This window comes from Nocardia sp. NPDC051321 (genome assembly GCF_044455225.1).
In the GTDB taxonomy this organism is placed as follows: domain Bacteria; phylum Actinomycetota; class Actinomycetes; order Mycobacteriales; family Mycobacteriaceae; genus Nocardia.
In genome coordinates this window covers 49573-75838 of sequence record NZ_JBITEM010000002.1, presented here as the reverse complement: position 1 = coordinate 75838, position 26266 = coordinate 49573, and the positions used below count along the sequence as shown (strand labels likewise).

The 26266-nt window shown below is 65.1% G+C and carries 22 protein-coding genes and 2 tRNA genes; 12 read left to right on the top strand and 12 right to left on the bottom strand.

The window, feature by feature from the left end:
- Nucleotides 1-48 precede the first annotated feature (48 nt).
- Complete coding sequence (locus ACIA8C_RS04390; RefSeq protein ID WP_397130820.1) at nucleotides 49-2079, bottom strand: FAD-dependent oxidoreductase; 2031 nt, start codon at nucleotides 2077-2079, stop codon at nucleotides 49-51.
- A gap of 26 nt (nucleotides 2080-2105) precedes the next feature.
- Nucleotides 2106-2663 carry a PadR family transcriptional regulator gene (locus ACIA8C_RS04385; RefSeq protein WP_397130819.1) on the bottom strand — a complete coding sequence of 186 codons (558 nt, stop codon included), beginning with the start codon at nucleotides 2661-2663 and terminating at the stop codon, nucleotides 2106-2108.
- Nucleotides 2664-2828: 165 nt separating this feature from the next.
- Between ACIA8C_RS04385 and ACIA8C_RS04380 the strand changes: the two genes are divergently transcribed.
- From ACIA8C_RS04380 to ACIA8C_RS04365, 4 genes are all read left to right on the top strand, one after another.
- Complete coding sequence (locus tag ACIA8C_RS04380) at nucleotides 2829-4181, top strand: MFS transporter (protein ID WP_397130818.1); 1353 nt, start codon at nucleotides 2829-2831, stop codon at nucleotides 4179-4181.
- Nucleotides 4182-4300: 119 nt separating this feature from the next.
- Complete coding sequence (cmrA, locus tag ACIA8C_RS04375) at nucleotides 4301-5104, top strand: mycolate reductase (RefSeq protein WP_397130817.1); 804 nt, start codon at nucleotides 4301-4303, stop codon at nucleotides 5102-5104.
- 153 nt (nucleotides 5105-5257) lie between these two features.
- Nucleotides 5258-6601 (top strand): diaminopimelate decarboxylase, encoded by a 1344-nt coding sequence (lysA, locus tag ACIA8C_RS04370; protein ID WP_397130816.1) that lies wholly within the window; start codon nucleotides 5258-5260, stop codon nucleotides 6599-6601.
- Nucleotides 6602-6788: 187 nt separating this feature from the next.
- The gene (locus tag ACIA8C_RS04365; RefSeq protein WP_397130815.1) at nucleotides 6789-8057 is read left to right on the top strand and encodes a diaminopimelate decarboxylase family protein; all 1269 of its coding nucleotides are present in this window, start codon (nucleotides 6789-6791) and stop codon (nucleotides 8055-8057) included.
- A 78-nt stretch (nucleotides 8058-8135) separates the two neighbouring features.
- Here the strand turns inward: ACIA8C_RS04365 and ACIA8C_RS04360 are convergent, their stop codons facing one another.
- Nucleotides 8136-9908, bottom strand: a complete 1773-nt coding sequence (locus ACIA8C_RS04360; RefSeq protein ID WP_397130814.1) for a helicase HerA-like domain-containing protein — start codon at nucleotides 9906-9908, stop codon at nucleotides 8136-8138.
- A 189-nt stretch (nucleotides 9909-10097) separates the two neighbouring features.
- On the opposite strand from ACIA8C_RS04360, the gene orn reads away from it, so the two are divergent.
- Together orn and ACIA8C_RS04350 are read left to right on the top strand one after the other, a co-directional pair.
- Nucleotides 10098-10748 carry an oligoribonuclease gene (gene orn / locus ACIA8C_RS04355; protein ID WP_397130813.1) on the top strand — a complete coding sequence of 217 codons (651 nt, stop codon included), beginning with the start codon at nucleotides 10098-10100 and terminating at the stop codon, nucleotides 10746-10748.
- A 55-nt stretch (nucleotides 10749-10803) separates the two neighbouring features.
- Nucleotides 10804-10876 (top strand) — tRNA-His (locus ACIA8C_RS04350).
- 103 nt (nucleotides 10877-10979) lie between these two features.
- Here ACIA8C_RS04350 and ACIA8C_RS04345 read toward each other — a convergent pair.
- Together ACIA8C_RS04345 and ACIA8C_RS04340 are read right to left on the bottom strand one after the other, a co-directional pair.
- Nucleotides 10980-11159: a hypothetical protein gene (locus ACIA8C_RS04345; RefSeq protein ID WP_397130812.1), complete on the bottom strand. Its 180-nt coding sequence runs from the start codon at nucleotides 11157-11159 to the stop codon at nucleotides 10980-10982.
- 34 nt (nucleotides 11160-11193) lie between these two features.
- On the bottom strand, nucleotides 11194-12408 hold the full coding sequence (locus tag ACIA8C_RS04340; protein ID WP_397130811.1) for an Ig-like domain-containing protein: 1215 nt from the start codon (nucleotides 12406-12408) through the stop codon (nucleotides 11194-11196).
- 305 nt (nucleotides 12409-12713) lie between these two features.
- Between ACIA8C_RS04340 and ACIA8C_RS04335 the strand changes: the two genes are divergently transcribed.
- The 4 genes from ACIA8C_RS04335 to ACIA8C_RS04320 all read left to right on the top strand — a co-directional run bounded on the left by ACIA8C_RS04335 (nucleotide 12714) and on the right by ACIA8C_RS04320 (nucleotide 15431).
- Nucleotides 12714-12786, top strand: a tRNA-Lys gene (locus ACIA8C_RS04335).
- A 704-nt stretch (nucleotides 12787-13490) separates the two neighbouring features.
- Complete coding sequence (locus tag ACIA8C_RS04330; protein ID WP_397130810.1) at nucleotides 13491-14399, top strand: helix-turn-helix domain-containing protein; 909 nt, start codon at nucleotides 13491-13493, stop codon at nucleotides 14397-14399.
- Nucleotides 14400-14465: 66 nt separating this feature from the next.
- Nucleotides 14466-15047, top strand: coding sequence for a dihydrofolate reductase family protein (locus ACIA8C_RS04325; RefSeq protein ID WP_397130809.1), 582 nt, complete (start codon nucleotides 14466-14468; stop codon nucleotides 15045-15047).
- A 228-nt stretch (nucleotides 15048-15275) separates the two neighbouring features.
- Nucleotides 15276-15431, top strand: coding sequence for a hypothetical protein (locus tag ACIA8C_RS04320; protein ID WP_397130808.1), 156 nt, complete (start codon nucleotides 15276-15278; stop codon nucleotides 15429-15431).
- Here ACIA8C_RS04320 and ACIA8C_RS04315 read toward each other — a convergent pair.
- Nucleotides 15417-15998, bottom strand: a complete 582-nt coding sequence (locus ACIA8C_RS04315; protein ID WP_397130807.1) for a winged helix-turn-helix transcriptional regulator — start codon at nucleotides 15996-15998, stop codon at nucleotides 15417-15419. The two genes, ACIA8C_RS04320 and ACIA8C_RS04315, sit on opposite strands and share 15 nt — an antisense overlap.
- A gap of 91 nt (nucleotides 15999-16089) precedes the next feature.
- Between ACIA8C_RS04315 and ACIA8C_RS04310 the strand changes: the two genes are divergently transcribed.
- A complete protein-coding gene (locus tag ACIA8C_RS04310) occupies nucleotides 16090-17301 on the top strand; it encodes a pyridoxal phosphate-dependent aminotransferase (protein WP_397130806.1) in 1212 nt (403 codons plus the stop codon).
- 274 nt (nucleotides 17302-17575) lie between these two features.
- On the opposite strand, the gene ACIA8C_RS04305 is transcribed toward ACIA8C_RS04310, so the two are convergent.
- Nucleotides 17576-18508, bottom strand: a complete 933-nt coding sequence (locus tag ACIA8C_RS04305; protein ID WP_397130805.1) for an alpha/beta fold hydrolase — start codon at nucleotides 18506-18508, stop codon at nucleotides 17576-17578.
- Nucleotides 18509-19139: 631 nt separating this feature from the next.
- Between ACIA8C_RS04305 and ACIA8C_RS04300 the strand changes: the two genes are divergently transcribed.
- On the top strand, nucleotides 19140-20294 hold the full coding sequence (locus ACIA8C_RS04300) for a pentapeptide repeat-containing protein (RefSeq protein WP_397130804.1): 1155 nt from the start codon (nucleotides 19140-19142) through the stop codon (nucleotides 20292-20294).
- Nucleotides 20295-20399: 105 nt separating this feature from the next.
- On the opposite strand, the gene ACIA8C_RS04295 is transcribed toward ACIA8C_RS04300, so the two are convergent.
- The 5 genes from ACIA8C_RS04295 to ACIA8C_RS04275 all read right to left on the bottom strand — a co-directional run bounded on the left by ACIA8C_RS04295 (nucleotide 20400) and on the right by ACIA8C_RS04275 (nucleotide 26255).
- Nucleotides 20400-21431 carry an amidohydrolase family protein gene (locus ACIA8C_RS04295; RefSeq protein ID WP_397130803.1) on the bottom strand — a complete coding sequence of 344 codons (1032 nt, stop codon included), beginning with the start codon at nucleotides 21429-21431 and terminating at the stop codon, nucleotides 20400-20402.
- Between the two features lie 669 nt (nucleotides 21432-22100).
- The gene (locus ACIA8C_RS04290) at nucleotides 22101-22838 is read right to left on the bottom strand and encodes an amino acid ABC transporter ATP-binding protein (protein WP_397130802.1); all 738 of its coding nucleotides are present in this window, start codon (nucleotides 22836-22838) and stop codon (nucleotides 22101-22103) included.
- Nucleotides 22835-24646 carry an ABC transporter substrate-binding protein/permease gene (locus ACIA8C_RS04285; RefSeq protein ID WP_397130801.1) on the bottom strand — a complete coding sequence of 604 codons (1812 nt, stop codon included), beginning with the start codon at nucleotides 24644-24646 and terminating at the stop codon, nucleotides 22835-22837. Before ACIA8C_RS04285 ends, ACIA8C_RS04290 begins: the two co-directional genes overlap by 4 nt.
- Nucleotides 24646-25017, bottom strand: a complete 372-nt coding sequence (locus ACIA8C_RS04280; RefSeq protein ID WP_397130800.1) for a hypothetical protein — start codon at nucleotides 25015-25017, stop codon at nucleotides 24646-24648. The genes ACIA8C_RS04285 and ACIA8C_RS04280 overlap by 1 nt, the downstream gene beginning before the upstream one ends.
- On the bottom strand, nucleotides 25014-26255 hold the full coding sequence (locus ACIA8C_RS04275; RefSeq protein ID WP_397130799.1) for an ATP-grasp domain-containing protein: 1242 nt from the start codon (nucleotides 26253-26255) through the stop codon (nucleotides 25014-25016). The genes ACIA8C_RS04280 and ACIA8C_RS04275 overlap by 4 nt, the downstream gene beginning before the upstream one ends.
- Between the last annotated feature and the right edge of the window lie 11 nt (nucleotides 26256-26266).

The following is a 26266-nucleotide window of genomic DNA, read 5'->3' as shown; positions in this document are numbered from 1 at the left end:
GAGACAGCAACTCCGCGCTTCCGGTGTCGTTGCCCGAAGGGCTCGGTGTCAGAGGCGGGCGGCCAGACGGGTGCCTTGGTCGATGGCGCGCTTGGCGTCCAGCTCGGCGGCGAGCTCGGCGCCGCCGATGAGGTACAGGTTCATGCCCGCGGCGCGCAGTTCGTCCTCCAGGTCGCGGACGGATTCCTGGCCTGCGCAGATGATCACGTTGTCGACCGGGATCAGTTGCGGGCGTTGGCGTTTCTCGCCGAAGCTGATGTGCAGGCCGTTGTCGTCGATGCGCTCGTAGTTCACGCCGCCGATGTGATCGACGCCCTTGGCCTTCAGTGCGGCGCGGTGGACCCAGCCGGTGGTCTTGCCGAGGTCCTTGCCGAACGGGGTCGACTTGCGTTGCAGCAGCACGACTTCGCGGGCGGCGGGCGACGGCTTCGGCTTGGTGAGCTGACCGCGCACCTGCTCGTCCTCGGCGGTGACGCCCCACTCTTCCTTCCACTCGTCGAGCTTGAGCGTGGGATGTCCTTCGACGGTGAGGAATTCGCTGACGTCGTAGCCGATGCCACCCGCGCCGATCACCGCGACGCGCTTGCCGACCGGGCGCTCCTCGCGGACCAGCTCGGCGTAGGACAGCACCATCGGGTGGTCGATGCCGGGGATGTTCGGGATGCGCGGCTTCACGCCGGTGGCGAGCACCACCTCGTCGTAGCGGGCTGCGATGAGTTCGGCGGCGGTCACCCGCTTGTTCAAATGCACCGTCACACCGGTGATTTCGAGCTTGCGGCGGTAGTACCGGATCGACTCGTTGAATTCTTCCTTGCCCGGAATGCGGCGGGCGATGTCGAACTGGCCGCCGATTTTGTCGTCGGCCTCGAACAGATCGACGTGGTGCCCGCGCTCGGCGAGGTTCACCGCCGCGGACAGCCCGGCCGGGCCAGCGCCGACCACCGCGACCCGCTTGGTGCGCCGGGTGGGCAGCAGCTTCAGCTCGGTCTCGTGTCCGGCGCGCGGGTTCAGCAGACAGGACACGGTCTTGTGCACGAAGGCGTGGTCAAGGCAGGCCTGGTTGCAGGCGATGCAGGTGTTGATCTCGTCGACCCGGTCTTGCTTGGCCTTGTTGACCCACTCGGGGTCGGTGAGGAACGGGCGAGCCAGCGAAACCAGTTGCGCGTCACCGCGAGTCAGGATCTCCTCGGCGATCTCCGGCATGTTGATCCGGTTGGACGCGCAGACCGGAATGTTCACCTGCTCGGTGATTTTCGCGGTGAACTCGACGAAAGCCGCGCGCGGCACCGAGGTCACGATGGTGGGTACCCGCGCCTCGTGCCAGCCGATGTCGGTGTTCAGGATGTCCGCGCCCGCGGCTTCGAGTTCCTTTGCCAGCGCGACGATCTCGTCGAACGTCTGACCCTTCTCGACCAGCTCGGCCATGGACAGCCGGAACACGATGATGAAGTCCGGGCCGACCGCGGCGCGGGTGCGGCGCACGATCTCCACCGCGATGCGGCGCCGGTTCTCCGGCGAGCCGCCCCACTTGTCGGTGCGCTTGTTGGTGCGCGGCGCGAGGAACTGGTTGATGAAATAGCCTTCACCACCCATGATTTCGCAGCCGTCGTACCCGGCGAACTGGGCAAGCTTGGCGCAGCGCGCGTAATCGTCGATGGTCTGCTCGACCCCCTTGGCCGAGAGCTTGCGCGGCCGGAACGGGTTGATCGGCGCCTTGATCGACGACGCGGAAACGCTGCCCGGCATGTACGAGTAGCGGCCTGCGTGCAGGATCTGGATGGCGATCTTGCCGCCCTCCTTGTGCACCGCCTTGGTGATCGCGCGATGCCGGTAGGCCTCGGACTTGTTGGTCAGCTTGGCACCGAACGGCAGCAGCCAGCCGGTGCGGTTGGGCGCGTAACCGCCGGTGATGATGAGACCGACACCGCCGCGGGCACGTTCGGCGAAGTAGGCGGCCAGCCTGTTCGTATCCCAGGCGCGGTCTTCCAGACCGGTGTGCATCGACCCCATCACCACGCGATTACGCAGGGTGGTGTGGCCTAGATCAAGAGGCTCGAATAAATGAGGGTAGGCGCTCATCGGCGAGTCTCACCTTTCTCCGTTGGTCAATCCGCGCGCGGGGCTGTCGCGCGCGGGTGCAGGGCGTGTAGAACTTCGTCGCACCATTCGACGAACCCCGCCTCCACGCGGACGCCCGCGCGCAGGACGAGGTACTGGTGCAGAGCCGTACCGGAGAGCTGATCCGGTGCCGGAAAGTCGTGTTTCTCGATGAGGTGATACACCTCGAGGCGCTTGGAATGTTCGTCGCGATGCCGGGCGACCTCGGCGCGCAGCGCGCCGATATCGCCGTACGCCGCGGCGCGGATCTTGACCGCGAGTTCGTTGCGCGGGGTGCTGGTGTCGGACGGTTCGGCGATCCAGCGGGCCAGCTCGGCGCGGCCCGCCGCGCTCACCGCGTACACCTTCTTGTCGGGCCTGCCCTCCTGCGCCACCGACTCGCTGTTCAGCCAGCCGGATTCCTCCATGCGCTTGAGCACCCGGTAGATCTGCTGATGCGTCGCGCTCCAGAAATACCCGATGGACTTGTCGAAGCGGCGGGCCAGCTCATACCCCGAGCCGGCCCGCTCGGTCAGCGAAACCAGCAACGCGTGCTCGAGGGCCATGCGGCCAGAGTAGCCGTGACACACGGTACTATGCAACTGAGTGCATACCTTGGGTTTGGTGTCGGGTGTTGCCCCCGTTGTGTGGGCGAAATCGCACTAGGCTGCGCGGCAATGAGTGAGCGATGCGAGTTATCGCGCGGATAGCGGCGCCGGCGAGGAGCAGTCATGAGTGAGGTGGACGCGCGGGCGACGGTGGGGCAGGCGGCCGGGCGCGGGCACGTGCTGGCGTGGGGGTTCTGGGACTGGGGGTCCTCGGCGTTCAACGCGGTGATTCTGACGTTCGTGTTCTCGGTGTATCTGACTGACAAGGTCGGTGACGATCTGCCGGGCGGGATCTCGCCGAGTGCCTGGCTGGGGTGGGCACTGGGGCTCGCGGGCCTGGTGGTCGCGGTGACGGCGCCGGTCAGCGGGCAACGGTTCGACGCGTCCGCGAAACGTAAACGCTCCCTTGCCGTTTTGACCGGGCTCTGCATCGGGTCGATGACGCTGATGTTCTTCGTGCACGACGACTACCACTATCTGTGGCTCGGGCTGGTGCTGCTGGGGTTCGGCTCGGCGTTCTTCGAGCTGGCCAGCGTGCCATACAACGCCATGCTGCGGCAGGTGTCGACACCGGCGACGGTCGGCCGGGTGTCCGGATTTGGCTGGGCGATGGGTTATTTCGGCGGCATCTTCTTACTGCTGATCTGCTACTTCGGCTTCATCTCCGGCAGCGGTGACAGTCGAGGACTGCTCGGCATCCCCACCGACGACGGGCTCAATATCCGCCTGGTAGCCATCGTCGCGGCGGTCTGGTTCGCCGCGTTCGCGCTGCCGGTGCTGTTCGCGGTGCCCGAATTGCCGCGCACCGACGCCGATCCCGGCGCGGCCAACGCCGGGTTCTTCAGGTCCTATCGAGTGCTTGCCCGCGATCTGCGCGAGCTGTGGGCAGCCGATCGGCGCACGGCAGGCTTCCTGATCGCCAGCGCGATCTTCCGCGACGGACTCGCCGGGGTGTTCACTTTCGGTGCGGTACTTGCGGTTCGGGTATACGGCATCGCCGATTCCGACGTGCTGCTGTTCGGCATCGCCGCCAATGTCGTTGCCGCACTTGGCGCGATCGTCGCGGGCCGCTTCGACGACCGCGGCGGCCCGAAGATCGTCATCGTGGTCTCGCTCGTCTCGATGATCGTCTGCGGCCTCGCCCTGCTCGTCGTCTCCGGCCCACGGATGTTCTGGATCTTCGGCCTGCTGCTCACCGTCTTCGTCGGCCCGGCCCAATCCGCCGCCCGCTCCTTCCTCGCCCGCCTCGCCCCACCCGGCCGCGAAGGCCAGCTCTTCGGCCTCTACACCACCACCGGCCGCGCCGTCTCCTTCCTGGCCCCCACCTTCTTCGGCCTCTTCGTCTGGTTCTTCGACAACGACCGCGCAGGCATCATCGGCATCATCCTGGTCCTCGCCCTCGGCCTGCTCGCCCTACTCCCGGTCCGCTCGCCCGACCCCACCGAGATCGCCGCAGCCCCCACCCCGACTAAATGATCGAGGGGGAACTGGTGCAATTCGCTCCCGCGCGTTACCAGCACCACTTCCCCCTCGTCATCTCCGGACTCCGTGACGGGCGTGCCCAGTGACGTGGCCGCATCGCATAGGCTCCTCGCGTGAGCTTGCCCTCCCCTACTTCCGAGAACCGCGCGGTGGTTACCGGCGCCTCCTCCGGCATCGGCACCGCGCTGGCCGCTGAACTCGCCGCGCGCGGCTATTCGTTGATCCTGGTTGCCCGGCGCGGTGAGGTGCTCACCGAGTTGGCGCAGCGGTTGACCCTGGCGCATGGGATCGCCGCCGAGGTGCGGGCGGTGGACCTCGCTGATCGGACCCAGCGTGCGGCACTGGTGGAGGAGCTGTCGGCGCGCGACATCGCGATTCTGTGCAACAACGCGGGGATCGCCACGTTCGGAGCGGTCGCCGAGTTGGACCTGAGTTACGAGCGTGCCCAGATGGAGCTGAATGCCGTTGCGGTGCACGATCTTACGCTTGCTGTGCTGCCGGGGATGATCGCGCGCAAGGGTGGCGGCATCCTGATCAGCGGATCGGCGGCGGGGAACATGCCTATTCCCAACAACGCCACCTACGCGGCAAGCAAGGCGTTCGCCAACACCTTCTCCGAATCGCTTCGAGGCGAGTTGAAAGGATCCGGCGTCAACGTCACCCTGCTGGCACCGGGCCCGGTACGCACCGATGTGCCGGATCCGGCCGAGGCGTCGATCGTCGACCGGCTGGTGCCCGACTTCATGTGGGTGTCCTCGGAGTACACCGCGAAGGTGTCCATCGACGCGCTGGCCCGCAACAAGATGCGCATAGTTCCCGGCCTGATCAGCAAGGGGATGAGCGTGGCAGGCCAGTACGGTCCGCGTGCGATGACCGCGCCGATCGCGGGCGCCTTCTACAAAAAGCTCGGCGGCTAGGGAGACCCCCGTCACCGCGGGGTCAGGGATCCGTCAAGATCGGGCTCCCGGTCGTCAAGCACCCGTAAGCTGAACGTTTGCCCAAGAGGAAAGCGGCGTAGTCCTGACAACGGCCCCGCATACGGAATAGCGGGGGCGCACACAGGAGACACCGTGACGCTGCTGGAAATCTTCCCGTCGCTGAAGTCGGGGATGCCCTCACGCCTCGACTCGGCCGTATGGCCGCGCGACACGCATTACGACGACGCGGGCCGGATCACGATCGGCGGGGTAGCCCTGGCCGACATCGCGGATCAGTACGGCACTCCGACCTATGTCCTGGACGAGCGCGAGGTCAGGGAGCACTGCCGGGCCTACCGCAAGGCTTTCCCCGAGGCCGAAATCATCTACGCGGGTAAGGCATTGATGATCCGCGCGGTCGCCAACTGGGTTGCCCAGGAGGGGCTTTCGGTGGACGTGTGCTCGTCCGGTGAGCTGGCTATCGCGCTGGCCGCCGGCGTCGCCCCGCGCCGAATCATCATGCACGGCAACGGAAAATCGTTCGATGAACTCACCGCCGCGATCAAGGCCGGCGTCGGCCGGATCGTGGTCGACTCGCTGGCCGAGATCACCCTGCTCTCGGCGCTGGTCACCGACTCGCAGAATGTGCTGCTTCGCCTGTCCCCCGGCATCGACGTGCACGGGCACCCCGCGGTGCGCACCGGCGTCACCGATCAGAAGTTCGGTTTCCCGCTCGGCGGCGACACGGCCGCGGAGGCGGTGGCCCGGATTCTGCGTCAACCGAAGCTCAACCTGGTCGGCTTCCACTGCCACCTCGGCTCGCAGATCAGCGACCCGGACTATTACGGCGAGGCGGTGCGCCGGGTGGTCGCCGAGATGGCGCGGGTCCGGCAGGACCACGGCCACCTGCTCACCGAGCTCGATCTCGGCGGCGGTCACGCGGTCGCCTATCGCACCGGCGACAGCGAGATGAACCTCACCGAACTCGCCGCCATCATCGAGGACGCGCTCGACGCGGCCTGCGCGCGACAGCATTTCCCGCGCCCGACCATCTCGCTCGAGCCGGGCCGGGCCATCGTCGCGCACGCGGGCGTGACGCTGTACCGGGTGCTGTCGGTCAAGCACATCGAGGGCGGCCACACCTATGTCACCGTCGACGGCGGGATGAGCGACAACCCGCGCGTCGCGCTGTACGGCGCGCGCTACAGCGTCGTCGTCGCGAACCGGCACCCCACCTGCGCGAGCATGACCGCGACCGTCGCAGGCCGCTTCTGCGAGGCGGGCGACATCCTGGCCACCGACGTGCAGCTGCCGGTGGACCTGCGGCCCGGCGAGGTGCTCGCGGTGCCGTGCACGGGCGCCTACCACCACAGCCTGGCCTCGTCGTACAACAGCGTCGGCCGCCCGCCGATCGTCGCGGTGCGGCACGGGCAGTGCCGGGAACTGGTGCGCCGGGAGACCATCGCGGACCTGATGTGCCGCGACGTCGGCTGCTGAGCTGACCGAGACACCCCGGACCGCGCGGCAGTTCCGGCCGCGCGGTCGGGCGTGTCAGCGATTCGTCAAGATCAGGTCGGGGGTGGTCAACGTTGCGCTAAGCAGCCTTCCCGCGCCAGGTCTGGCGGCGTAGGTCTTGGTAGGCCCCGCAGATGGAGAAAGCGGGGAGCGGATCAGGAGAGCACCCGTGACGCTTGTGGACTTCTTCGCGCCGACGCGGTCGGAAACGGCCGCGCACCTGGATTCCGCGGTATGGCCCTCCGACGCGCGCTATAACGCCGAGGGCAGGATCGTCGTCGGTGGCGTCGCGCTGGCCGACATCGCCGAAACCTACGGCACCGCCGCGCGAGTGCTCGACGAGCGTGAGGTGCGACAGCGCTGCCGCGCGTATCGCAAAGCCTTTCCTGAGGCCGAGATCGCCTACGCCGCAACGGCCTTGCTGATCGGCGCGGTAGCCGATTGGATCACCAATGAGGGGCTCTCGGTGGTCGTGTGCTCGGCGGGCGAGCTGATCGCCGCGTTCGACGCGGGAGTCGACCCGAAGCGAATCATCCTGCACGCCAATGGCGTATCCCGCGAGACCCTAGAGGTCGCGGTCGCCAGGCGGGTCGGCCGGATCGTGGTCGGCTCGCTCGCCGAGATCGACCTGCTCGCCGCCGCTGCCGCCCGACCGCAGCGCGTGCTGTTACGGGTTGTGCCCGGCATCGACCAGGACTCGGCGCCGGACAACCCCGCAGGCTTCCCGCTCGGCGCGGCCACCGCCGCGGCCGTGGCACGGGTATTGGGCACGCCGATGCTCGATCTGATCGGCCTGCACTGCCACCTCGGCTCGCAGATCTACAACCCCGATCACTACGGCGAAGCCATCCGCCGGATGGTCGCCGAGATGGCACTGGTACGGCACGATCACGACCGCATCCTGACCGATCTCGATCTCGGCGGCGGGCACGCGATCGCCTACCGCAACGGCGACGCCGAAATGAACCTCACCGAACTGTCCGCCATCATCGAGGACGCCCTCGACGCGGCCTGCGCCCGTCAGCACTTCCCGCGACCGAATATCGCGCTCGAACCAGGCCGCGGGATCGTGGCGCGGGCCGGGGTGACGCTGTATCGGGTGCTGTCGGTCAAGTACAGCGACGGCGGGCACGTCTCCGTCGTCATCGACAGTGAGACCCGCACCAGGACAGGCACTTTCGCAGGCGTGGTGGTGGCGAATCGGCGGGCGGGCGGCCCGCTGGTGACCGCGACAGTCGCAGGCCGGGCGGGCGATATCATCCTCGCCACGGACGCCAGGCTGCCCGCCGACCTGCGACCGGGCGAGCTGCTCGCCGTGCCGTGCACCGGCGCCTACCAGCACGGGTCCCCGCGCACCCGCGTCATCGCGGTCCGCGAGGGCCACTACGCGCAGCTCGTGCGGCGCGAGCCGACCCTGCTCGACCGCGACGCGAGCTGACCGCCGCACGCTCTCTGATTCCCCGCACCGGGAATTGCATGCGATTTCAGATGCGGGAAATCGAGAACCGTGCGGCTGTCAGCGCTTTCGCGTGCCGAAGATGCTGCGGCTGATCTCCCGGCCCGCCGCGGTCGCCGCGGAGCGCAGGAAGCTCTTGACCGCAGGGTTCTTCATGATGCGCTCGGCGGTGGTGTCCTCTTCCTTCGGCGACCGACCCGGAGCCGGAGCGGACTGCGGAGCCTGGTCCGCCGCAGCGACTTTCGCCGCCAGGATCTCGTAAGCCGACTCCCTGTCGATAGTCTGGCCGTACTTGCTGTGCAACGAACTCGACAGCGCCCGCGACTTGATCGCATCATCGCCGATCGTGTCCATCAGCGACCGCGGCGGCTGAATCCTGGTCCACGCCACCGGAGTCGGCGCGCCCTTCTCCGAAAGCACCGTCACCACGGCCTCACCGGTGCCGAGCGACGTGAGCGCCTTCTCCAGGTCGTAGGTGCTGGTCTTCGGGTAGGTGCGCACCGTCTTGGACAGCGCCTTCTGGTCGTCCGGGGTGAAGGCACGCAGCGCGTGCTGGATGCGTGCACCCAGTTGGGACAGCACCGGATTCGGGATGTCGGTGGGCAGCTGGGTGCAGAAGAACACGCCGACGCCCTTGGAGCGGATCAGCTTGACGGTCTGCTCCACCTGGTCAAGGAACGCCTTCGACGCGTCCGCGAACAGCAGGTGCGCCTCGTCGAAGATGAAGACCAGCTTGGGCTTGTCCACATCGCCCACCTCGGGCAGCGTCTGAAACAGGTCGGCGAGCACCCACATCAGGAAGGTGGAGAACATCACCGGCCGCGCCGCCTGCGCGCCGAGCTCGAACAGGGTGATGACGCCCTGGCCGCCCGCGACGCGCACCAGATCGCTCGGATCCAGTTCCGGCTCACCGAAGAACGTGTCACCGCCGTCGGCCTCCAGGTTCACCAGCGATCGCAGGATGACGCCCGCGGTGGCCGCGGAGACGCCACCGATGCCCTTCAGGTCCTCCTTGCCCTCGGCGCTGGTGAGGTGCGTGATCACCGCGCGCAGGTCCTTGAGGTCGAGCAGCGCGAGGCCGTTCTTGTCCGCCCAGTGGAAGATCAGGCCGAGGGTGGATTCCTGAGTCTCGTTGAGACCGAGCACCTTACTGAGCAGCACCGGGCCGAACGAGGTGATGGTCGCGCGGATCGGGACGCCGATGCCATTGGTGCCGAGCGACACGAATTCGGTCGGGAAGCCGGTCGGCTGCCAGTCCTCGGCACCGGTTTCGGCGGCGCGGGCGCTCAGCTTGTCGTTGGCCGCGCCAGGTTGCGACAGACCGGACAGGTCGCCCTTGATGTCGGCGAGCACCACGGGAACGCCTGCGGCAGACAGCTGTTCGGCAATGCCCTGCAGTGTCTTTGTTTTACCGGTACCGGTCGCGCCGGCCACCAGGCCGTGCCGGTTCATGGTGCGCATCGGAATGCGCACGCGCGCGGCGGAATCCACCTCGCCGTCGACCACGACTGTGCCCAGCTCCAATGCCACCCCGTCGAACGCGTACCCGGCGGCGATCTCCTGCGCGGCAGCCGATCCGCTGCCGCCCTCGCCCGCGGCCGCGGTTTTCTGCTCTGCCTTGCTCGCGGCTTCCGCGGCGGCAGCGGCGGCCTCGTCCGCCTTGGCAGCGGCGCTCTCGGCCTTCTTCTTGGCCTGCGCCCCGCTCGCGCCTGCCTCCTGCTCGGCCAGCTCACGCTCGGCGGCCTCCGCAGCAGCCGCTGCCTCCGCCGCGACCTTTGCCGCGTCCTCGGCGGCCTTACGCGCCGCAGCCGCTTTCTCCTGAGGGGTAGTCATCGCACGTCCTCCGTCTGGGTCTGACTCGAACTGCTAACGCAGTGTTTGCTGTCGTACCGAAAACGCCTGTGCCGATCTGCAGAAACTGTATCCCCGTGCACGCCGCTCGTGGCCCTGCGACCCAGCAAGAGGGCCGCAAACACGTAACGCCACCCGCGCCGCAAATCCAACAGAGCTAATGTTGCTGCCGTGTCAGATAAATACGTGGTGTGGATGGATTGTGAAATGACGGGCCTGCGCCTGGACAGCGACAAGCTGATCGAGGTGGCTGTGCTGGTGACCGACAGCGACCTCAACATCATGGGCGAGGGCGTCGACGTGGTGATCCACGCCGACGACGCCGCGCTGGCCGCCATGCCGCAGGTCGTCGTCGACATGCACACGCGTTCCGGGCTGACCGAAGAGGTGCGCCGCTCCACCGTCACCATGGCCGACGCCGAGCAGCAGGTGCTCGACTACATCAAGCAGTACGTGCCGACGCCGGGCACCGTGCCGCTGGCCGGTAACTCGATCGCCACCGACCGCGGCTTCCTGGCCCGCGACATGCCCGCGCTCGACGCCCACCTGCACTACCGGATGATCGACGTGAGCTCGATCAAGGAGCTGTGCCGCCGCTGGTACCCGCGCATCTACTTCGGCCAGCCGGAGAAGGGCCTCGCCCACCGCGCGCTCGCCGACATCAAGGAATCCATCCGCGAGCTGGAGTACTACCGCCGCACCGCCTTCGTCGCGCCCCCCGGACCGTCCACCACCGAGATCGCCGCAGTCGCCGCCGAGATCAGCAACGCCGCGACACCCGCCGCATCGGCCCAGGTCAACGGCGCGTCGGAAACCGATTAGGGAGACGAAGGGGTAACGCGCTAATATCGACGGCGCCGGTGTTCAGCCGGTGATGGTGACCGTAGTTCAGTTGGTAGAGCACCAGGTTGTGATCCTGGCTGTCGCGGGTTCGAGTCCCGTCGGTCACCCTGAGAGGCCCAGGTTGCGGAGAAATCCCCAACCTGGGCTTTTTCATTGGATCAGGCCGCGCATCACGAACAGCTTTCTTCGGCGCCACCCTTCTCACCGGAGCTACCGGGACCGCGGCCGCGGTATCGGGCTGCCGGGGATGCCGGACTCCGGCTCGGCGTGGAGTGGATCGGCGGGCGGGCTCGTCGGCACCGGCTCGGCGTCGAGTGGGTCGGGCGGCAAGCCGGCGTGCGTCGCGACCGGCAGCGCGATGGCCATCGTCGGCGACGACGAACGCGCCACCTGCGCACACTGGTGGCCCGTTTTATGTTGTCGCTCAACGCCGGTCGGCGTTGCCCGCCTGCCACTCCGGCCACGGGATGTTCCAGTCACCCAAACCGTCTACGCCGGAAAGGGTTCCGCCGACGGTGTTCTTGATGATGGTGACGTCGCCGCGCTTGGCGTTCTGATAGACCCACAGCGCGTTCGCCGGGCTCAGGTTCAGGCAACCGTGGCTGGTATTGCTGTAGCCCTGCTGCCCCACCGACCACGGCGCGGAGTGAAAGAAGATGCCGCTGTAGGAGATTCGGGTGGCGTAGTCGACCGGTGTCTTGTATCCGGCCGCCGAGCTCACCGGCACGCCGTACGTCGAGGAATCCATGATGATCTTGTCGAACCGGTCGCTGACGATGTAGACGCCGTTGTCGGTGGGCGTGCTGTCCTTGCCCATCGAAGTGGGCATGGTCCGCACCACCTGACCGTTCTGCTCGACGACCACCTCTTTGGTGTTGTCGTCGGCGGTGAAGACCGTGGCATCGCCGACGGTGAAGAACGATTGCAGATTGTCCTGGCCGAACAGTCCGTTACCGAGATCACGGCCATACACATTCACATCGATGGTGACCTTGGTCCCAGGAGCCCAGAAGTGCTCGGGACGCCACCGGACCTCGCGATTGTTCACCCAGTAGAACGCGCCCTCCACCGGCGGCTCCGTGGTGATCTTGATCGCATCCTGGGCCGCCCTGCGATCGGGAATGGTCTCGTCGAACGAGACCGCGACCGGCTGACCGATACCGACCACCTCACCCTCGCCCGGCAACAGGTAGGGATGGGTCTGGCTGTCCGGCGAGCTGGTGGTGAAGGCCAGCGTCGCCGAGCTCACACCGCCGAGACCGATCGCGTCCGCCCGCAACCGGTAGACCTTGCCGTACCCGAGCACCTCCGTGGTCTCCCACGACTGCCCGTCCGCGGCCAGCCTGCCGCCCACCGGCTGGTTCTGCGCGTTCACCAGCGACACGTTGGTGAACCTGCCGTCCTCCACCCGGAACGCCAGCGGCACCCCCGGCGACACCCCGATATCGCCATCCTTGATGGGAGACAACAGCTTTGGCTTGATCAGCTCGAGCAGTGGGTTACGGTCGATAACGACCGACGACGCATCCGGCGCCTTCGACGACGAGCATCCCGACAACACCAGCGCGGCCACCCCGAACACGACGACAGGTGCGGTGATATGTCGCATCCACCGACGCCGACCTCGACCAACGCTCATCTCAAACCCCGTTTCAAGTCCCGGCGCACCAGAAGCACACCGATGGCTTCGGATCGCAACCGCTTACAGCGCAACCCGGCGTGCTCGCGAAGCGGTCGAAACCACGTTCGGTCATTCTGCCAGCGCGAACTGCTCGCACCAACGCAAATGCCGCGTCGACACAGACGTGTTACACCCGATAGATCCGAACTGCCGGGTTCCGCGTTAACACCCACCCAACCCGCTCATCACCCCCGGTCAGCAGGCGATTTCACAACTGCCGCCTCGGCCTGTTAAGGTTTGTCCCGCACCGGAACACGGAGCAAGCGCCATTAGCTCAATTGGCAGAGCAGCTGACTCTTAATCAGCGGGTTCGGGGTTCGAGTCCCTGATGGCGCACCTTTTCAAAGCCCTGGCAGCGTTTCAGCCAGGGCTTTCATCATGTCACGGAACCTTCACCGGTTCCGGCGCAACCGCAGTCTCGCTGTCATCCCACAATTTCCCCACGGTTTGCTGGTCACCGCGAACCGTTCCAGCGCCGGAGACGAGTCGGGCACCAGCAACTCTCGTTCCACGTAATGCTCCTCTCGGGCTCCGCGGTGGTCGGCCGGAGCCGATGCCATCGACCGGTGCCGGCCGAGTGCCGGCCGTTTATGGGCCGGACGCTTCGCCGAGCGCGCGGTGCTCTCGTCATTGGGTTGGGCGCCTGGCACTCCGATCGACATTCGGGTCGGTTCGCCGAGTGTGCTCGTTGTGGTGGGGGCAGCCGATAGCGAGTATGCGATCGCACGTAACGGTCAGCTCCCCATCCCCGCCCCGTCCGGCGCCGACGCCGACGCCGTGCTTCGTATCGGTCCGCCGTGAACGGGCACCAGTTCCTCGGGCAAGACCCGCTGCCGGTCTCAGGTCGGTCCGTCCACGTGACTCCCGGAAAGATCAACGGGCCGAGATCATCTCGGCCCGCTCGACGCACCATAACTAGCTGAATTCAGGGTGTTTGCGAACCGCGTAGCAGGGCCGAGAATCCTCCATCTCGCACGCAGCACGCGTTATCCCCGCAAAGGTCCGCAGCCGGGCGCCCGTCCGGGATCGGCGTCGGCTCGATGCCTGGCGGCAGCGCGGCTGGACCATCCCAGCGCGCGATGTCGGCGGGCGTCGGCGATGCTATGGACGTGGAGTACGTGTCCAGAGTGCCGCGACCGCCACTGGACGGGCTGATCGACGACCTTTACTACCTGGAGGGTGCGCCGCCGTACGACCGGCTGATGCTGCCGCCGATGCCCGCGGCGTTGCTCATTGTCAACCTCGGGGCGCCGTTCCGCATCCGCGCCGGCACCGACATCGAGACGTCCGACTACGCCGACGGCTGTGTGGTTACCATGCCCACCCACGCGTTGGAGTTCGGCTACCCACTCCCGACCCGGTCCGTCGGCGTGCACTTCAAGCCGTGGGGGCTGGCGCCGTTCCTGTCGATGCCCGCGGCCGAGCTGTGTGACCGGCCGGTGACGGTAGAGCAGGTTTGGGGCCGGCCCGCCGTCGCCGAGCTGCGAGACCGGCTGGCCACGGCGGACGGACCGCACAAGATGCTGGCGCTGCTCGAGGAGGAGTTGATGCGGCGGCTGTGCGAGACCGCCGGTCTGGGGCTGGTCCGCCATACGAGCAGCGTCATCGCGGCGACCAGCGGAGCGGTGGCGATCGGCGACCTGAGCGTGGCAGCCGGTGTCAGCAACACTCATCTGGCACAGCGGTTCAAGGAGCTCATCGGCGTCACGCCGAAGCGGCTGGCCCGCACCTACCGCTTCGCCACTACCGTGTTCGCGATCGACCCCGCCGGGCCGATCGACTGGGGTGACCTCGCCGGCGGCGCAGGCTACTTCGACCAGGCCCACTTCGGCCACGAGTTCCGGGCGTTCACCGGGCTCACGCCGACTCGGTACCTCGAAGTCCGGCGGCGATTCTTGCGCGAACATCCCGGCCACGTGCTGGACAGCTGGCCGCTGCCGGCCGATTGATTTCTTACAAGAGCGACAGCCCACGACGCGCTAATTTGAGGCCACCCCAAAGCAAAGGAGGCCCCCGTGGGCAAGGTGGTCATGTACAGCTCGGTGTCGATGGACGGCTTCGTCGCGGACGAGCATGACCAGCCCGGACCGTTGTTCGACTGGCTGTCCAGCGGCGACGTCCCGTTGGACGAGAGCGGCGAGCTGAAGGTGTCGCAGGCGTCCTACGACTACACCCGGCCGTACTGGGACCAGATCGGGGCGACGCTCGTCGGCCGCCACGTCTTCGACATCACTGACGGCTGGGACGGGAAACCTCCGGCCGGGGTCGACCATGTGGTCGTCGTGACGCACCGGCCGAAACCCGAGGGCTGGGACCCCGAGGCGCCGTTTCACTTCGTCGACGGCGTCGAGGCAGCCGTGGCCAAGGCGCAGGAACTTGCGGGTGAGCGCATAGTCGAGGTCGCCGCCGGCGACGTCGGTGGCCAGGTGCTTGCCGCAGGCCTGGTCGACGAGGTGCGCATGGACGTCGTACCGGTCATGTTCGGGTCCGGCAAACGCTTCTTCGGGTCGGTCCACGCGCAGCACCTGTTCGAGGAGCCTGACGTGGTGATTCAGGGCAACCGGGTGCTTCACCTCCGCTATCGCGTGCACCGTTGACCGATCTGAGCGGGTACGCGAGAGGTCCACTGCGAAGGTGACACAAGATCGAGGATGCCGACGGAAATCCCGTCCGGTGATGCCGGGTGGCGGGCGTCGGTCAGTCGTCCAAACCGGTTGGCTGACAGCGCTTCACAACGCAGGCTAAGCCACCAGTGAATGCCGTTGTCATCGACTCGGAGGCGATCCGCCACCGAACCCAGCGGTTCGCCGATATCGAAGTCGGCGGTGTCGCGCCCGTATCGGATCGGGTCCGGCGCGGTTGGCAACTGCGCGGAGTACATGCTCTGGAACGTCGACGAGATCGTCGCCGTCGCGTTCGACGGTCACCCACCCCCATACGAAGATCTGGCCACCAATCACAATGGGCTATTCGAAACCTGATGCTGCGGCGGTCAGCGGAAGGTCGCCACTTGCCACAGCTATGGCGGTGTCCAGGTCGAGGTCGAGGTCGAGATCTGGGGCGAGGGCGGGGCCGTCGTGGTGCGAGACACTGCCTGCACGATCGGCGACAACATGAAAGACGGTGTCGCCGACCCGGACTGTGACGGTGCCCGACGAAATATGTTGGGCAATGGCACGTCCCAGTGGCAACGCGAGCCAGTGGGCGCGCACAGCGTCGGTCGAGCGGCGTCGGTTGAGCAGTGGGGTCCCCCAGACCGAGAGTGCGTCGAGGACGGGACGTAATGCCGTTCCAGCGGGGGTGAGTTCATAAAGCACCATGCTCGACCGCGGACCGACTCGCTGCCGGGTCAGGATGCCATCGCGTTCGAGGTCCTTGAGTCGCGCGGCCAGGATGTCAGTACTGATGCCGGGCAGGTCTGCGAACAGATCACTGTATCGACGTGGGCCCGAAGACAATTCGCGGATCAGCAGCAAGCTCCATCGATCGCCGACGACGTCGAGGGCGCGGCTCACGGCGCAATAGTGGTCGTAGCTTCGATGTGGCACGTATCCACTCTAGCCTTGCACTTGGAATTTCCAAGTGCGTACTTGGAAATTCCAAGTACAGTGTGGGAGTCGCAGCGAGAAGGGGATGATCATGCAGCTCAGGCAGTCCAGCAAGCTCGAGGGAGTGTCGTACGAGATACGTGGGCCGGTGGCCGAACACGCGGCCAGGCTAGAAGCCGAGGGGCATCACGTGGTGAAACTCAACACCGGCAGCCCGCTGCTGTTCGGGTTCGAGGCACCGCCGGAGATCCTGCAGGACATCGTGCGCAGCCTGCCCGCTTCCAGCGGCTACTCCTCGTCGAAGGGCCTGCTGCCTGCGCGGCGCGCGGTGGTGCAGTACTACCAGACGCTCGGTCTGACCGACATCGACGTCGAGGAGGTATTCCTCGGCAACGGCGTGTCCGAGTTGGTGATGATGACGCTCACCGCGCTCTTGGAGAACGGTGACGAAGTCCTTATTCCCGCACCGGATTTCCCGCTGTGGACCGCCGCGACCACGCTCAACGGCGGCCGAGCCGTACACTACCTCTGCGACGAGGCTGCCGACTGGTATCCCGACCTGGCCGACATCGAAGCCAAGATCACCGACCGAACCCGCGCGATCGTGATCATCAACCCCAACAACCCCACCGGAGCGGTGTATCCGCCCGAAATGTTGCGCCAACTGCTCGAGATCGCCCGCCGACACCAACTGATCGTTCTCTCCGACGAAATCTACGACAAGATCCGCTACGACGGCTCCACACACACCGCGGCCGCCGCGCTCGCCCCGGACTTGCTGTGTCTTACCTTCTCCGGACTGTCGAAGTCCTACCGATGCGCGGGATTCCGCTCTGGCTGGCTGGTGGTGTCCGGTCCCACCCAGCACGCGGAGAGCTTCCTGGAAGGCCTGACCATGCTGGCCGGTATGCGACTGTGCGCGAATGTTCCTGCCCAGCAAGCAATCCAAGCCGCCCTCGGCGGGCACCAGAGCATCTTCGACCTCACCCTGCCCGGAGGACGACTACGTGAACAACGCGACCGGGCATGGGAGGCGCTCAACGCGATCCCCGGCATCACCTGCGTCAAACCGCAAGGTGCCATCTACGCGTTCCCACGCATTGACCTGGACATGTACCGCATCCGCGACGACGAACAATTCGTCCTCGACCTGCTATTGCAGGAGAAAATCCACATCGTGCAAGGCACCGGCTTCAACTGGCCCCACCCCGACCACTTCCGCATCCTGACTCTCCCGCACGCCGACGACATCGAAGCGATCATCGAACGCATCGGACGTTTCCTGGCGACCTACCACCAGTAGCGGCCTCCCAAACACCGCTGTACTGAACAGCACCTGTTCAGCCTCGGCGGTCGCCCACTTATCGCAAGAAGCGACTTTCGGCATACACACACTCGATCGGCATCTAACGCTGAACATCTCGGTACTGCCGCGGAGCGCGCGTCGGTCAATCGTCCAAACTGTGGCGTCACTGGTGAATCTCAGCGTGATGGAATTCGCCAGGAAGGCCAAACTGGTTGGCTCACAGCGTTTCCCGACGCGCGCTCATGCCTGATTGAGGACAAGCGGCGCTACGTCACCCAAGTGTCTGATGGAGGAAGTCGAGGCCGTCCGCTCCGGAGATCGACATGATGCTGTTGTGGGTTGCGGTGGCGTAGGTCCGCAAGTCCGCGGATGCGCCGGCCTTGGCGAGCTGCTGTTGGAGCAGGCTGGCCGCAGGAAGCGGCATGATGTCGTCGAGGACGCCTTGAACGATGCGGATCGGCACGTCGTATCCGGCTGCCGGAACGGTGAGATAGTCGCGCAGCGCGGTTTCGAAGATCGGGTCCGACAACGATTTCGCCAGCAATTGACCTGGTGGTCGCCCGCGGACCATGCGTGTCAGGGACGCGAGGTCACACTCGGGGCTCGTCTCGGCGAGTAGGACTGCAGCCCGGCCCTGGTCGGTGAGGAAGTCGGTGATGGGCAGGTCCGGGCGCGCGTGCGCCAGACCGGCGATGGCCAGTACCCCGTTGACCATGATTGCGTTGACCAACGGGATGACCGGGGTGTGCGGGCCCATCAGTCCCAGCAAGAGCTCAACGTTCGATGCGGGCGCGAGCGCGAGCACTCCACGTAGATTCAACTCCGGCGCGTAGTCGCGCGCCATCGATGCGGCGAACAGAGCCGCGTGCCCGCCCTGGGAGTGCCCGGAGGCGACATAGGAGGTCGACAGATCCGGCGCGAGGATGCGTGCGGCCCGGACGATGTCGATCATCGCGTGCCCTTCAGCTCGTCCGGCAAGGTATTCGTGGTAACCCGGCGCCCCGAGCCCGATGTAATCGCTTGCGGCGACGGCATATCCGGCACCGAGCAAACGGGAAAGGTGCGGAGTCTGATCAAGCGTGCCATCGATGACGCCATTGCTGCGGCTCGGCGTACACCCCTCGGTCATTCCGGAGGTGCCGTGCCCCCACGACACAACCGGCCAACCGCCCGCCGGTGGCTGCCCCTCGGGTAGGTAGATCATCCCACCGCTGACTTCGGATTCCCCGCTCTGCCCAGTGGTGCGATACACAATTCGAAAGCCACTGCCCGCGTGCGGAATCAGCTCCGTGTCCGCTAAGGGTGTCGATCCGACCACGGCTCCGAGCCCTATCAACGGCTGAGCAGTCGCGCACGGCGTCCCCATCAGGGCTACGAACACCGCAGCTGCGATCACCATCGACAATCGACCGAACAATACGCACCCCACGATGGAATAGCCTGGATAACCTCAGTCTTGGCCTCCAGGACCCCCGACCTTCGGCCACGATAACGTCACATCTGTTGCACGGCAACCTGATCGATGCGGTGTATCTCGCCGATCATTGCGCTCAGGCAACGCACTGTTCTGCCGCCGAGCGCGCGTTGGTCAGCGGTCCAGAATGGTTGGCTGACACAGCTTCTCAACGCGCGCACATGGCAGCCGATTACGGAGCATCGCACCGGGCACCTGGACCCGATCCAGGCCGGGATCAAGTCCTTGTATTGGGAATCTGCTGCGGTAACAGCGTCTCTGGTGCCGACTTGGTCCATGGCATCGAACCCTGGTGGCTGATGTTGATGTGCGAGAGAATCATTCGGTGGCTTGGCTGGCACGCAAAGGGCGACTTCGTAGGATGCGGTTGTCCACGGCGGTGGGGTCGGCGATTCTGGCCGGCGTCGTCATGGCCGGGGTGGCCGAGTGGATACTGTTCGGCGCCTTCCACCCGCAGGCGGGCGGGACGTCGGTGGATGTCACGAAGCTGGCGTTGACCCTGGTGGGTGGTGTCGGTGGCGTGGTGGCGCTGGTCATCGCCTACCGGCGTCAGAGCGATCTCGAGCAGGGCCGGTTCGTGGAACGCTTCGGTGCGGCCGCGGCCCAACTCGGTGCGAGCGACGTGGCGGTGCGGTTGGCCGGGGTGTACGCGATGGCCGGGGTCGCCGACGAATCCGACGGCGTGCGCCGCCAGCAATGCATCGACGTCCTCTGCGGCTACCTCCGCCTGCCCTACAGTCCCGGCCTCGGTGCCAACCACCAGACCAAGCGAGTCCGGAAACAAGCGGCGGACAGCGACGGGGCGGATATCGAAGATCATTTCGAGTATCGTCAGAACGATCGGGAGGTTCGCAAGACGATCACGCGGGTGATCACCGCCCACCTCGTGCCTCTCGTCGAATACAGCTGGTCCAGCAACGATTTCGATTTCCGCGACGCCGTCCTCGTGGATGCCAATTTCTTTCGCGCGGTCTTCTCCGGTGACACGTCCTTCAGGTCTGCGACGTTCGTCGACAGCGTCAGCTTCGCGAATGCCCGGTTCGACCGCTACGCCGATTTCGAGTCCGCGACGTTCTCCGGCGACGCCAACTTTGGATCCGCGACGTTCTCCGGCGACGCCAACTTCGGATCCGCGACGTTCTCCGGCCGCGCCGGATTCGATTTCGTGACATTCTGGCGTGACACCCGATTCAAATCCGCGGCCTTCTTCGCCGCCGACTTCACGCTCGTGCACATCTACGGTGTCGCCGATTTCGAGTCCGTGACGTTCTCGGGTGAAACCACCTTCAAGCACGGGACGTTCGACGGCGGAGCCACTTTCGTGTCCGCGACATACGCGGGCGGTGGCGATTTCACGGAAGTATACTTCGGCAGGGTGAGTGTGTTGTTCGACGGGCCCAAGCAGTGGGGGCCTCCGCCGCCGGTGTTCGATTGGGACTCCGACCCGTCGACGAAGCCGGTCAATGTACTGCCGGAGGTCTGGCCCCCTGAGCCGATCGGAGCCGGGGCGGAATAACCGCCTTGACACCCTCACGTGCCGAACTATGCGCAGCAGAACGCCGTGCCCGATTCTCACCGATCTTCCGTAAACGCAAGGCTGACGCAGAATTACTGAGGGACGCTATAGGCCGAAGAGACGCTGGGCGTTGCCATGGGCGATCTTCCGCCGGTCCGACACGCTGATAGGCGCTCTCTCGAGCCATTCGGTGGCGTGTTTCATTTCCGCGTAGGGGTAGTCGACGGAGAAGAGGATCCGGTCCGAGCCGACGAATAGCAGTGCGGAGATCAAGGTTTGATCGCTGAACGCACCGGAGGTGGTGATGTAGATGTTGTCGGCGAAGTACTCGGCGAGCGTCTTGTCGGTCTTCTTGCCGTAGGGCAATCGCTCGAAGATGTACTGGGTACGCCACAACGTGTACGGGAGCAACTCGCCGAGGTGGCCCAGGATGAGGGTCAGGCCGGGGAACTGGTCGAACAGGCCACTGAAGATCAACCTCAGTGTGTGGTTGGCGGTCTCGACTCCGTAAGCCCGGGCGGCCCCCGTGCCGAACTCGGGGTGACCGTCGTAGGCGGGCACCGGGGGCAGGGCAGGTCTGGGATGGAGGTAGATGGGGGCACCGAGATCAGCGGCGCACTCCCAGAACTCCAGGAAGCTGGGGTCGTCCAGATAGCGGCCCCCGCCGTCGGGGGTGGAGGTGTAGCCGTTGATCATCGCGCCTTTGAAGCCGAGCTTGTGCACGCACCGCTCGAACTCGGTGGCAGCGGCTTTGGGGTCCTGAAGGGCGAGGGTGGCGAAGCCTGCGAAACGGCTAGGGTGCCTGGCGACCTGCTCGGCGAGAAAGTCGTTGATCTCTCGCGCGGTGCTGATGGCCGCAGCGGGGTCGGTCATCCCCTGAGCGCCGGGAGTGGTCAGCGACAGGATCGACATATCGATTCCGTGCGCGTCCATCTCGGCCAGCCGGGTCTGCTCGAAATCGGTGAGCAGCCCCCACGCCATTTTCATCACATCTGCCGGGACCCCTTCGGATTCGCTCAAGGCGTCAAAGTCCACATTGCCGGCGGGGGTCTTCTTCAGCGCCGCAGGATGACCGAAATGTTCCTCGAGCGCGATCGTGCGCAGTTTGGGCGCCTTCGACGTCGAGTTGTCGCTCATGACACCTCCGTATTGTCGACGAGGACTGTTCGCCTTCAGCTCGGGCCGTAGAGATCACCGATTACGCGTCGCACCGGCAAGTTCAGCAGGCTCACCGCACACCACCACTTGAAGCCTGTCACGCTACGGAGACAACGGAAGATTATCGGACTAATCGCAAGATCCCATGAGGCTGGGTCACGTCGGGAGTTATGGCGTGGCATGGACCTTTTGGAGACGAGGTCACGCGACCAAAACTCCCCGATCCCGCACGCCTTCCCACCGACGTGACGGGCCTAGCGACACCGCAGAAGACTCCTAGCACTACTCCGACTCCGAAACCGACCGGCAGCGTTATCCCGGCACCGCCCGCAAGCCCGCCGCCGACCGCTCCAACCAGATAAACGCCCGCACTGACGGGCAGGTCAATCCACCGCTAGACCGTCATTCCTCGCAGCAGCTGAATTTGCCCTGATTCGACCCCGGTCACCGACGGGGCGATCCGCGACCGACCGCCCGTCCACCCCCACCCCCGGCCCCACCCCCGGCCCCGGCCCCGGCCCCGGCCCCGGGGAGGGCATACACCGGCATATGCTGCGCCACATTTTCTTCGCTGAGCTTCCGTTTTGCTTCAGGCACGAAAGGTGCGGGCGCCTCGGGGGTTGCGCGTATCGATAGTGGGGCATTGCCTTACAACACCTGAGACAGGAATTGACGTAGTCGCGGTGTCTGCGCATCATCGAATAGCGCGGCTGGCGTACCGGCTTCCACTACGACACCCTGATCCATGAAAGCCACTGTGTCCGAGACCGTCCGCGCGAATCCCATCTCATGAGTGACAACGATCATCGACATGCCGCCGGAAGCCAGTTCGGCCATCAGCGCCAGCACGCCCTTCACTAACTCCGGGTCCAACGCCGATGTCGCCTCATCGAAGAACACGATTCTAGGATTCATCGCGAGCGCCCGGGCGATGGCCACCCGCTGCTGCTGCCCGCCCGACAAGCTACCCGGCCGCGCGTCCGCTTTCGCTTTCAGGCCGACCGCGTCCAACTGTTGGACCGCAAGCGCCCTGGCCTCCTCGCGCGATAGGCCACGCAGCTTGCGCGGGCCGAACGCCACATTCTCTGCGACGGTCTTATGCGGAAACAAGTTGAAATGCTGGAACACCATCCCTATGCGTCTGCGCAACTGATCAGGGTTGTCGCCCAGCACCGACCGACCGTCGATCGAGATGTCACCACGATCCGGCTCATAGAGCCGATTCAACACCCGCAGCAATGTCGACTTTCCGGACCCGGACGGCCCGATGACGGTGGTCGTCGTTCCCGCGTCGACGTGTATGTCCGCTCCCCGCAATACATGATTGACACCGAAGGACAGATGCAGGTCGACGCCGGTCAATGCTGAGCTAGATAGTCCGCTCACTTGCTCGCTCCAGGACCGAGCCCATTCGGCTGTTGTGTCACCAGCGAATCCCTTTCTACGACGAAGATCGGATCGAGTGGTCCAACGCCAGGGATCTTCCCGGTTCGTAGACGCAAATCGATGTAGTTCACAAGATGCGTCAGCGGTACGGTCAGCGTCAGATAGCACAGTCCGGCCGCGACCAGTGGTGAGAGATTTCCGGTCTGTGCGTTGAGATCGCGTCCGACAGCGAACAATTCACGTTGAGTGGCCAACAGGCCGAGGAAGTAGATCAGCGACGAATCCTTGATCAACGCGATGAACTGGTTGACCAGGGCAGGCAAGACACGGCGTACGCCCTGCGGTATCACCACCAGTGCCATCGACTGCCGGTAGCTGAACCCGATGGCGCGAGCCGCCTCGACCTGACCGGACTCGACGCTCTGGATACCGGACCGGAAGATCTCACCGATGTAGGCCGCCGCAAGCAGTGCGAGCGCCACCGCCCCGAGCCAGTACGGGTTATTTCCGGTGAAATCGCGCACCACAGGGCCGATGCCCAGGCCGATGACCAGGATGATTACGACGGCAGGCAGGCCACGGAAGATGTCGGTGTAAACATGAGCAGGCCAACGCAGCCAGCGGGTGCCCGATAGGCCGGCCACCGCGAGCAACATGCCCAACAGCGTGCCCAGCACGCCCGAAACCAGGGTGAGGACAAGCGTATTCGGCAAGCCGGTTGCCAGCAGGTCCGGAATTGCCGTGCGATAGAGACCCCAGTCGAAGAAGGTCTCACCAAGCCGCGTCAGTGTAGATTTCGTCGCATCGGCCTCGGCGGCGATGGGTTTCTGTTGTTCGGCAACAGCTTTGATGTCCGGCAGTTGCGGTATCGGCGTGGCCCTCGAACCTGGTTGCCATCCGCGCGGCGGCTCACGTGGCTCCCAGTCGACATACAGCGCGGCGTACGTGCCGTCCGCGATGACGGCATCCAGACCGGCGTTCAACGCGTCCGTGAGCGGCTGGTTCCCTTTAGCCACCGCCCACGCGGTGAAGTTGTTCGGGCTGTAGGTGTTCTGCACGACCGATACCGGATCGCCCGGCTTGATGGCGCCTTTGGCTTGCGCTGACGGCGCGACCCAGGCGTCGACCTGGCCGGTTTTCAGGTTGGCGTACGCGGTGTTGTAGTCGGGAAATTTCACCGCGTCGAAATGCAGTGTGTTCGCCACATAATCGTCCTGTACGGTGCCCTGCACCACACCGATCCTGGTTCCGCTTGTCAGATCGGAGAAGCCTTTGATGAGGCTGTCGTTCCGCTCGACCAGCGAAAAGTAGCTGAAGTCGTAGCCGTTGGTGAAGCCGACGAGCTTGCGGCGTTCGTCAGTAGTGGTGATCGACGACGATCCGACGTCGAACCGCCGGTTGGCCACCTGGGCAAGCAGCCCGGTGAACTCGGTTCCCGAGAACTCCACCTGCAAACCGAGTTTGGCACCGACGGCCTTCAACAACTCGTTGTCGAACCCTGTGTAGGAGCCCTTCGAATTCACGCAGATGTTGGGCGGAGCATCGCTCAATGTGCCGACGCTGAGCGTGCCCGGCGTGAGCAGACCGAGCTTGTTCGTGTCGACTTGGTGCACCGGAACGGCGCTTGCGGTCGTATACCGATCCGGCGCCACGTCGGCCGTGGCCGCGTCCATGTTCGCGGGCGTCGCCGCCGCGAGACCAGGCGGCGAACACATGTCGCCGACGGCCACCGAAGTAGGCGAGCCGCACCCCGCCAACATCGGCGCCACCATCAGCAACGTTCCCAGCGCAACCAGGAAGCGGACCATCAGCGGAGCCTCCTTACCGAGGCGATCAGCTCGATGAGCCCTTGGGCCGAGGCATCGGAGGTGGATCGTTGTAAAAGTGGTCCGGAGTCTTCTTCGCCGATCGAATAGAGGCTCACCAGCCATCCGTCGACCGGCACGCCCGGCGTGAAGGCTCCGGACCGTGGTGTCACCACGATCTCGGTATCGGCACTGAGCATCCCGGCCAGCGCCGATCGTTCTGCGGACAGGTGCACCACCTCTAGTGCGAGTCCGACGTGTGAATGCACGGTGTGCTGAGATTCGTGCGGCCCCTGAATACCATCAGGCGCCGGAGCGCCGGACAATCCTGCCATCGACAACGGTTGCCCCTGCCGGATATCGAGCGATCTCACTTCAATTCCAAGGTCAATTTCTGGTGCACCACTTCAGCGTCCTCCTCCAGTTGATCGGAGTCTTCGTGCACCAGGCAGACCAATCCCCATGCGCTGCCGAGATCGAGCGTCGGTGGAACGCGATCGCCCACACGCGCGAAGATCCGCGACCGACTGTACGAAGGCAACTCGGCTATCAGATCGAGACCGTTTACGCGCTGCAGAATTCCGTCACCTCTGTTGATCAGGCAGCAGACTATGAAGTTCTTCTTGAAATGAAACGACGGGAAGCATTCAGCACCGAAGAACAATCGAAGGTTTTCTTGATACAGGCTTATTCCAGTACATTGTTCGATCATGTCCGGAGTCAGCGCACCAGGCAGCCGGTTGTTCACCTCGATAGCGACGGGCCCGGCTGCGGTGTATTTGAACTCTGTGTCATTGATCCCGACGCGAACACCCAACGCACTATTCACCGACAAAAGATATTCGATAGAGTTTTGTGCGATATCCGACTCGGGCGAGATGGATCGAAAATTCCGGTACACGCCGAGATTGTCGCCGATGCTGACCTTTTCATAGCTGGCGACGCAGACTATCGCCGGAGCCTCGCTATTCGGTGAGTGAGCGAGATTGGCGAAATATTCCGGTCCATCGATGTAGCTCTCGATCAACGCACAGGTCGCGGTGTTGTCGAACGCGTCGGGCATCGTGAGTATCCGTTCGACCGCCCGCACGACCGATCCGGGCTCATCACATCTGACCACATGGGATGAGCCCGATGAGGAGAGGGGTTTAGCGATAACCGGATACGCTAGCTTGCTTGCGAGGGCAGCAGCTTCTGCCACCGAGTGGACCGAGTGCCAGTCCGCGCACGCCAGGCCCTTACCACGCCAGGCGACTTTCATCTGATCCTTGTTCACGCGCGCTTGGAGTAGGCCGATGTCGTTGTGCAAGAGCCCTAACCGAGCAGCAAGCCTGTCGCTGAGCCCGACTCCCGTTTGCGCGCCGGGGACGACCGCGCCGACAGAACGTGACCCGAGCTCCGCGACGAGTGCGTCGAGGCCACTGTAGTCGGTATACCTGAGTACATCGCTGTAGTCGTCGGCGCTGAAACTGGAGGTTACATACCGCGACGTGAATTCTTGGGACAGGACAGCAATCGCCTCGATGCCCAGTTGTTTGGCGTGATATCCGTACGGACCACCGGACGCGACGGGGTCGATCACGGCCACTACGGGTGCGTGATTATCAATCATGTGACAAAGCT

Bases quoted from the DNA above. Each gene is read 5' to 3' on its own strand.
- ACIA8C_RS04385 (WP_397130819.1), bottom strand. From the start codon at position 2,663: ATGGCCCTCGAGCACGCGTTGCTGGTTTCGCTGACCGAGCGGGCCGGC.
- ACIA8C_RS04330 (WP_397130810.1), top strand. From the start codon at position 13,491: ATGCCTGGCGGCAGCGCGGCTGGACCATCCCAGCGCGCGATGTCGGCG.
- ACIA8C_RS04275 (WP_397130799.1), bottom strand. From the start codon at position 26,255: ATGATTGATAATCACGCACCCGTAGTGGCCGTGATCGACCCCGTCGCG.
- ACIA8C_RS04285 (WP_397130801.1), bottom strand. From the start codon at position 24,646: ATGGTCCGCTTCCTGGTTGCGCTGGGAACGTTGCTGATGGTGGCGCCG.
- ACIA8C_RS04380 (WP_397130818.1), top strand. From the start codon at position 2,829: ATGAGTGAGGTGGACGCGCGGGCGACGGTGGGGCAGGCGGCCGGGCGC.
- ACIA8C_RS04295 (WP_397130803.1), bottom strand. From the start codon at position 21,431: ATGAGCGACAACTCGACGTCGAAGGCGCCCAAACTGCGCACGATCGCG.
- ACIA8C_RS04360 (WP_397130814.1), bottom strand. From the start codon at position 9,908: ATGACTACCCCTCAGGAGAAAGCGGCTGCGGCGCGTAAGGCCGCCGAG.
- ACIA8C_RS04390 (WP_397130820.1), bottom strand. From the start codon at position 2,079: ATGAGCGCCTACCCTCATTTATTCGAGCCTCTTGATCTAGGCCACACC.
- ACIA8C_RS04310 (WP_397130806.1), top strand. From the start codon at position 16,090: ATGCAGCTCAGGCAGTCCAGCAAGCTCGAGGGAGTGTCGTACGAGATA.
- ACIA8C_RS04300 (WP_397130804.1), top strand. From the start codon at position 19,140: ATGCGGTTGTCCACGGCGGTGGGGTCGGCGATTCTGGCCGGCGTCGTC.
- ACIA8C_RS04305 (WP_397130805.1), bottom strand. From the start codon at position 18,508: ATGATCTACCTACCCGAGGGGCAGCCACCGGCGGGCGGTTGGCCGGTT.
- ACIA8C_RS04340 (WP_397130811.1), bottom strand. From the start codon at position 12,408: ATGAGCGTTGGTCGAGGTCGGCGTCGGTGGATGCGACATATCACCGCA.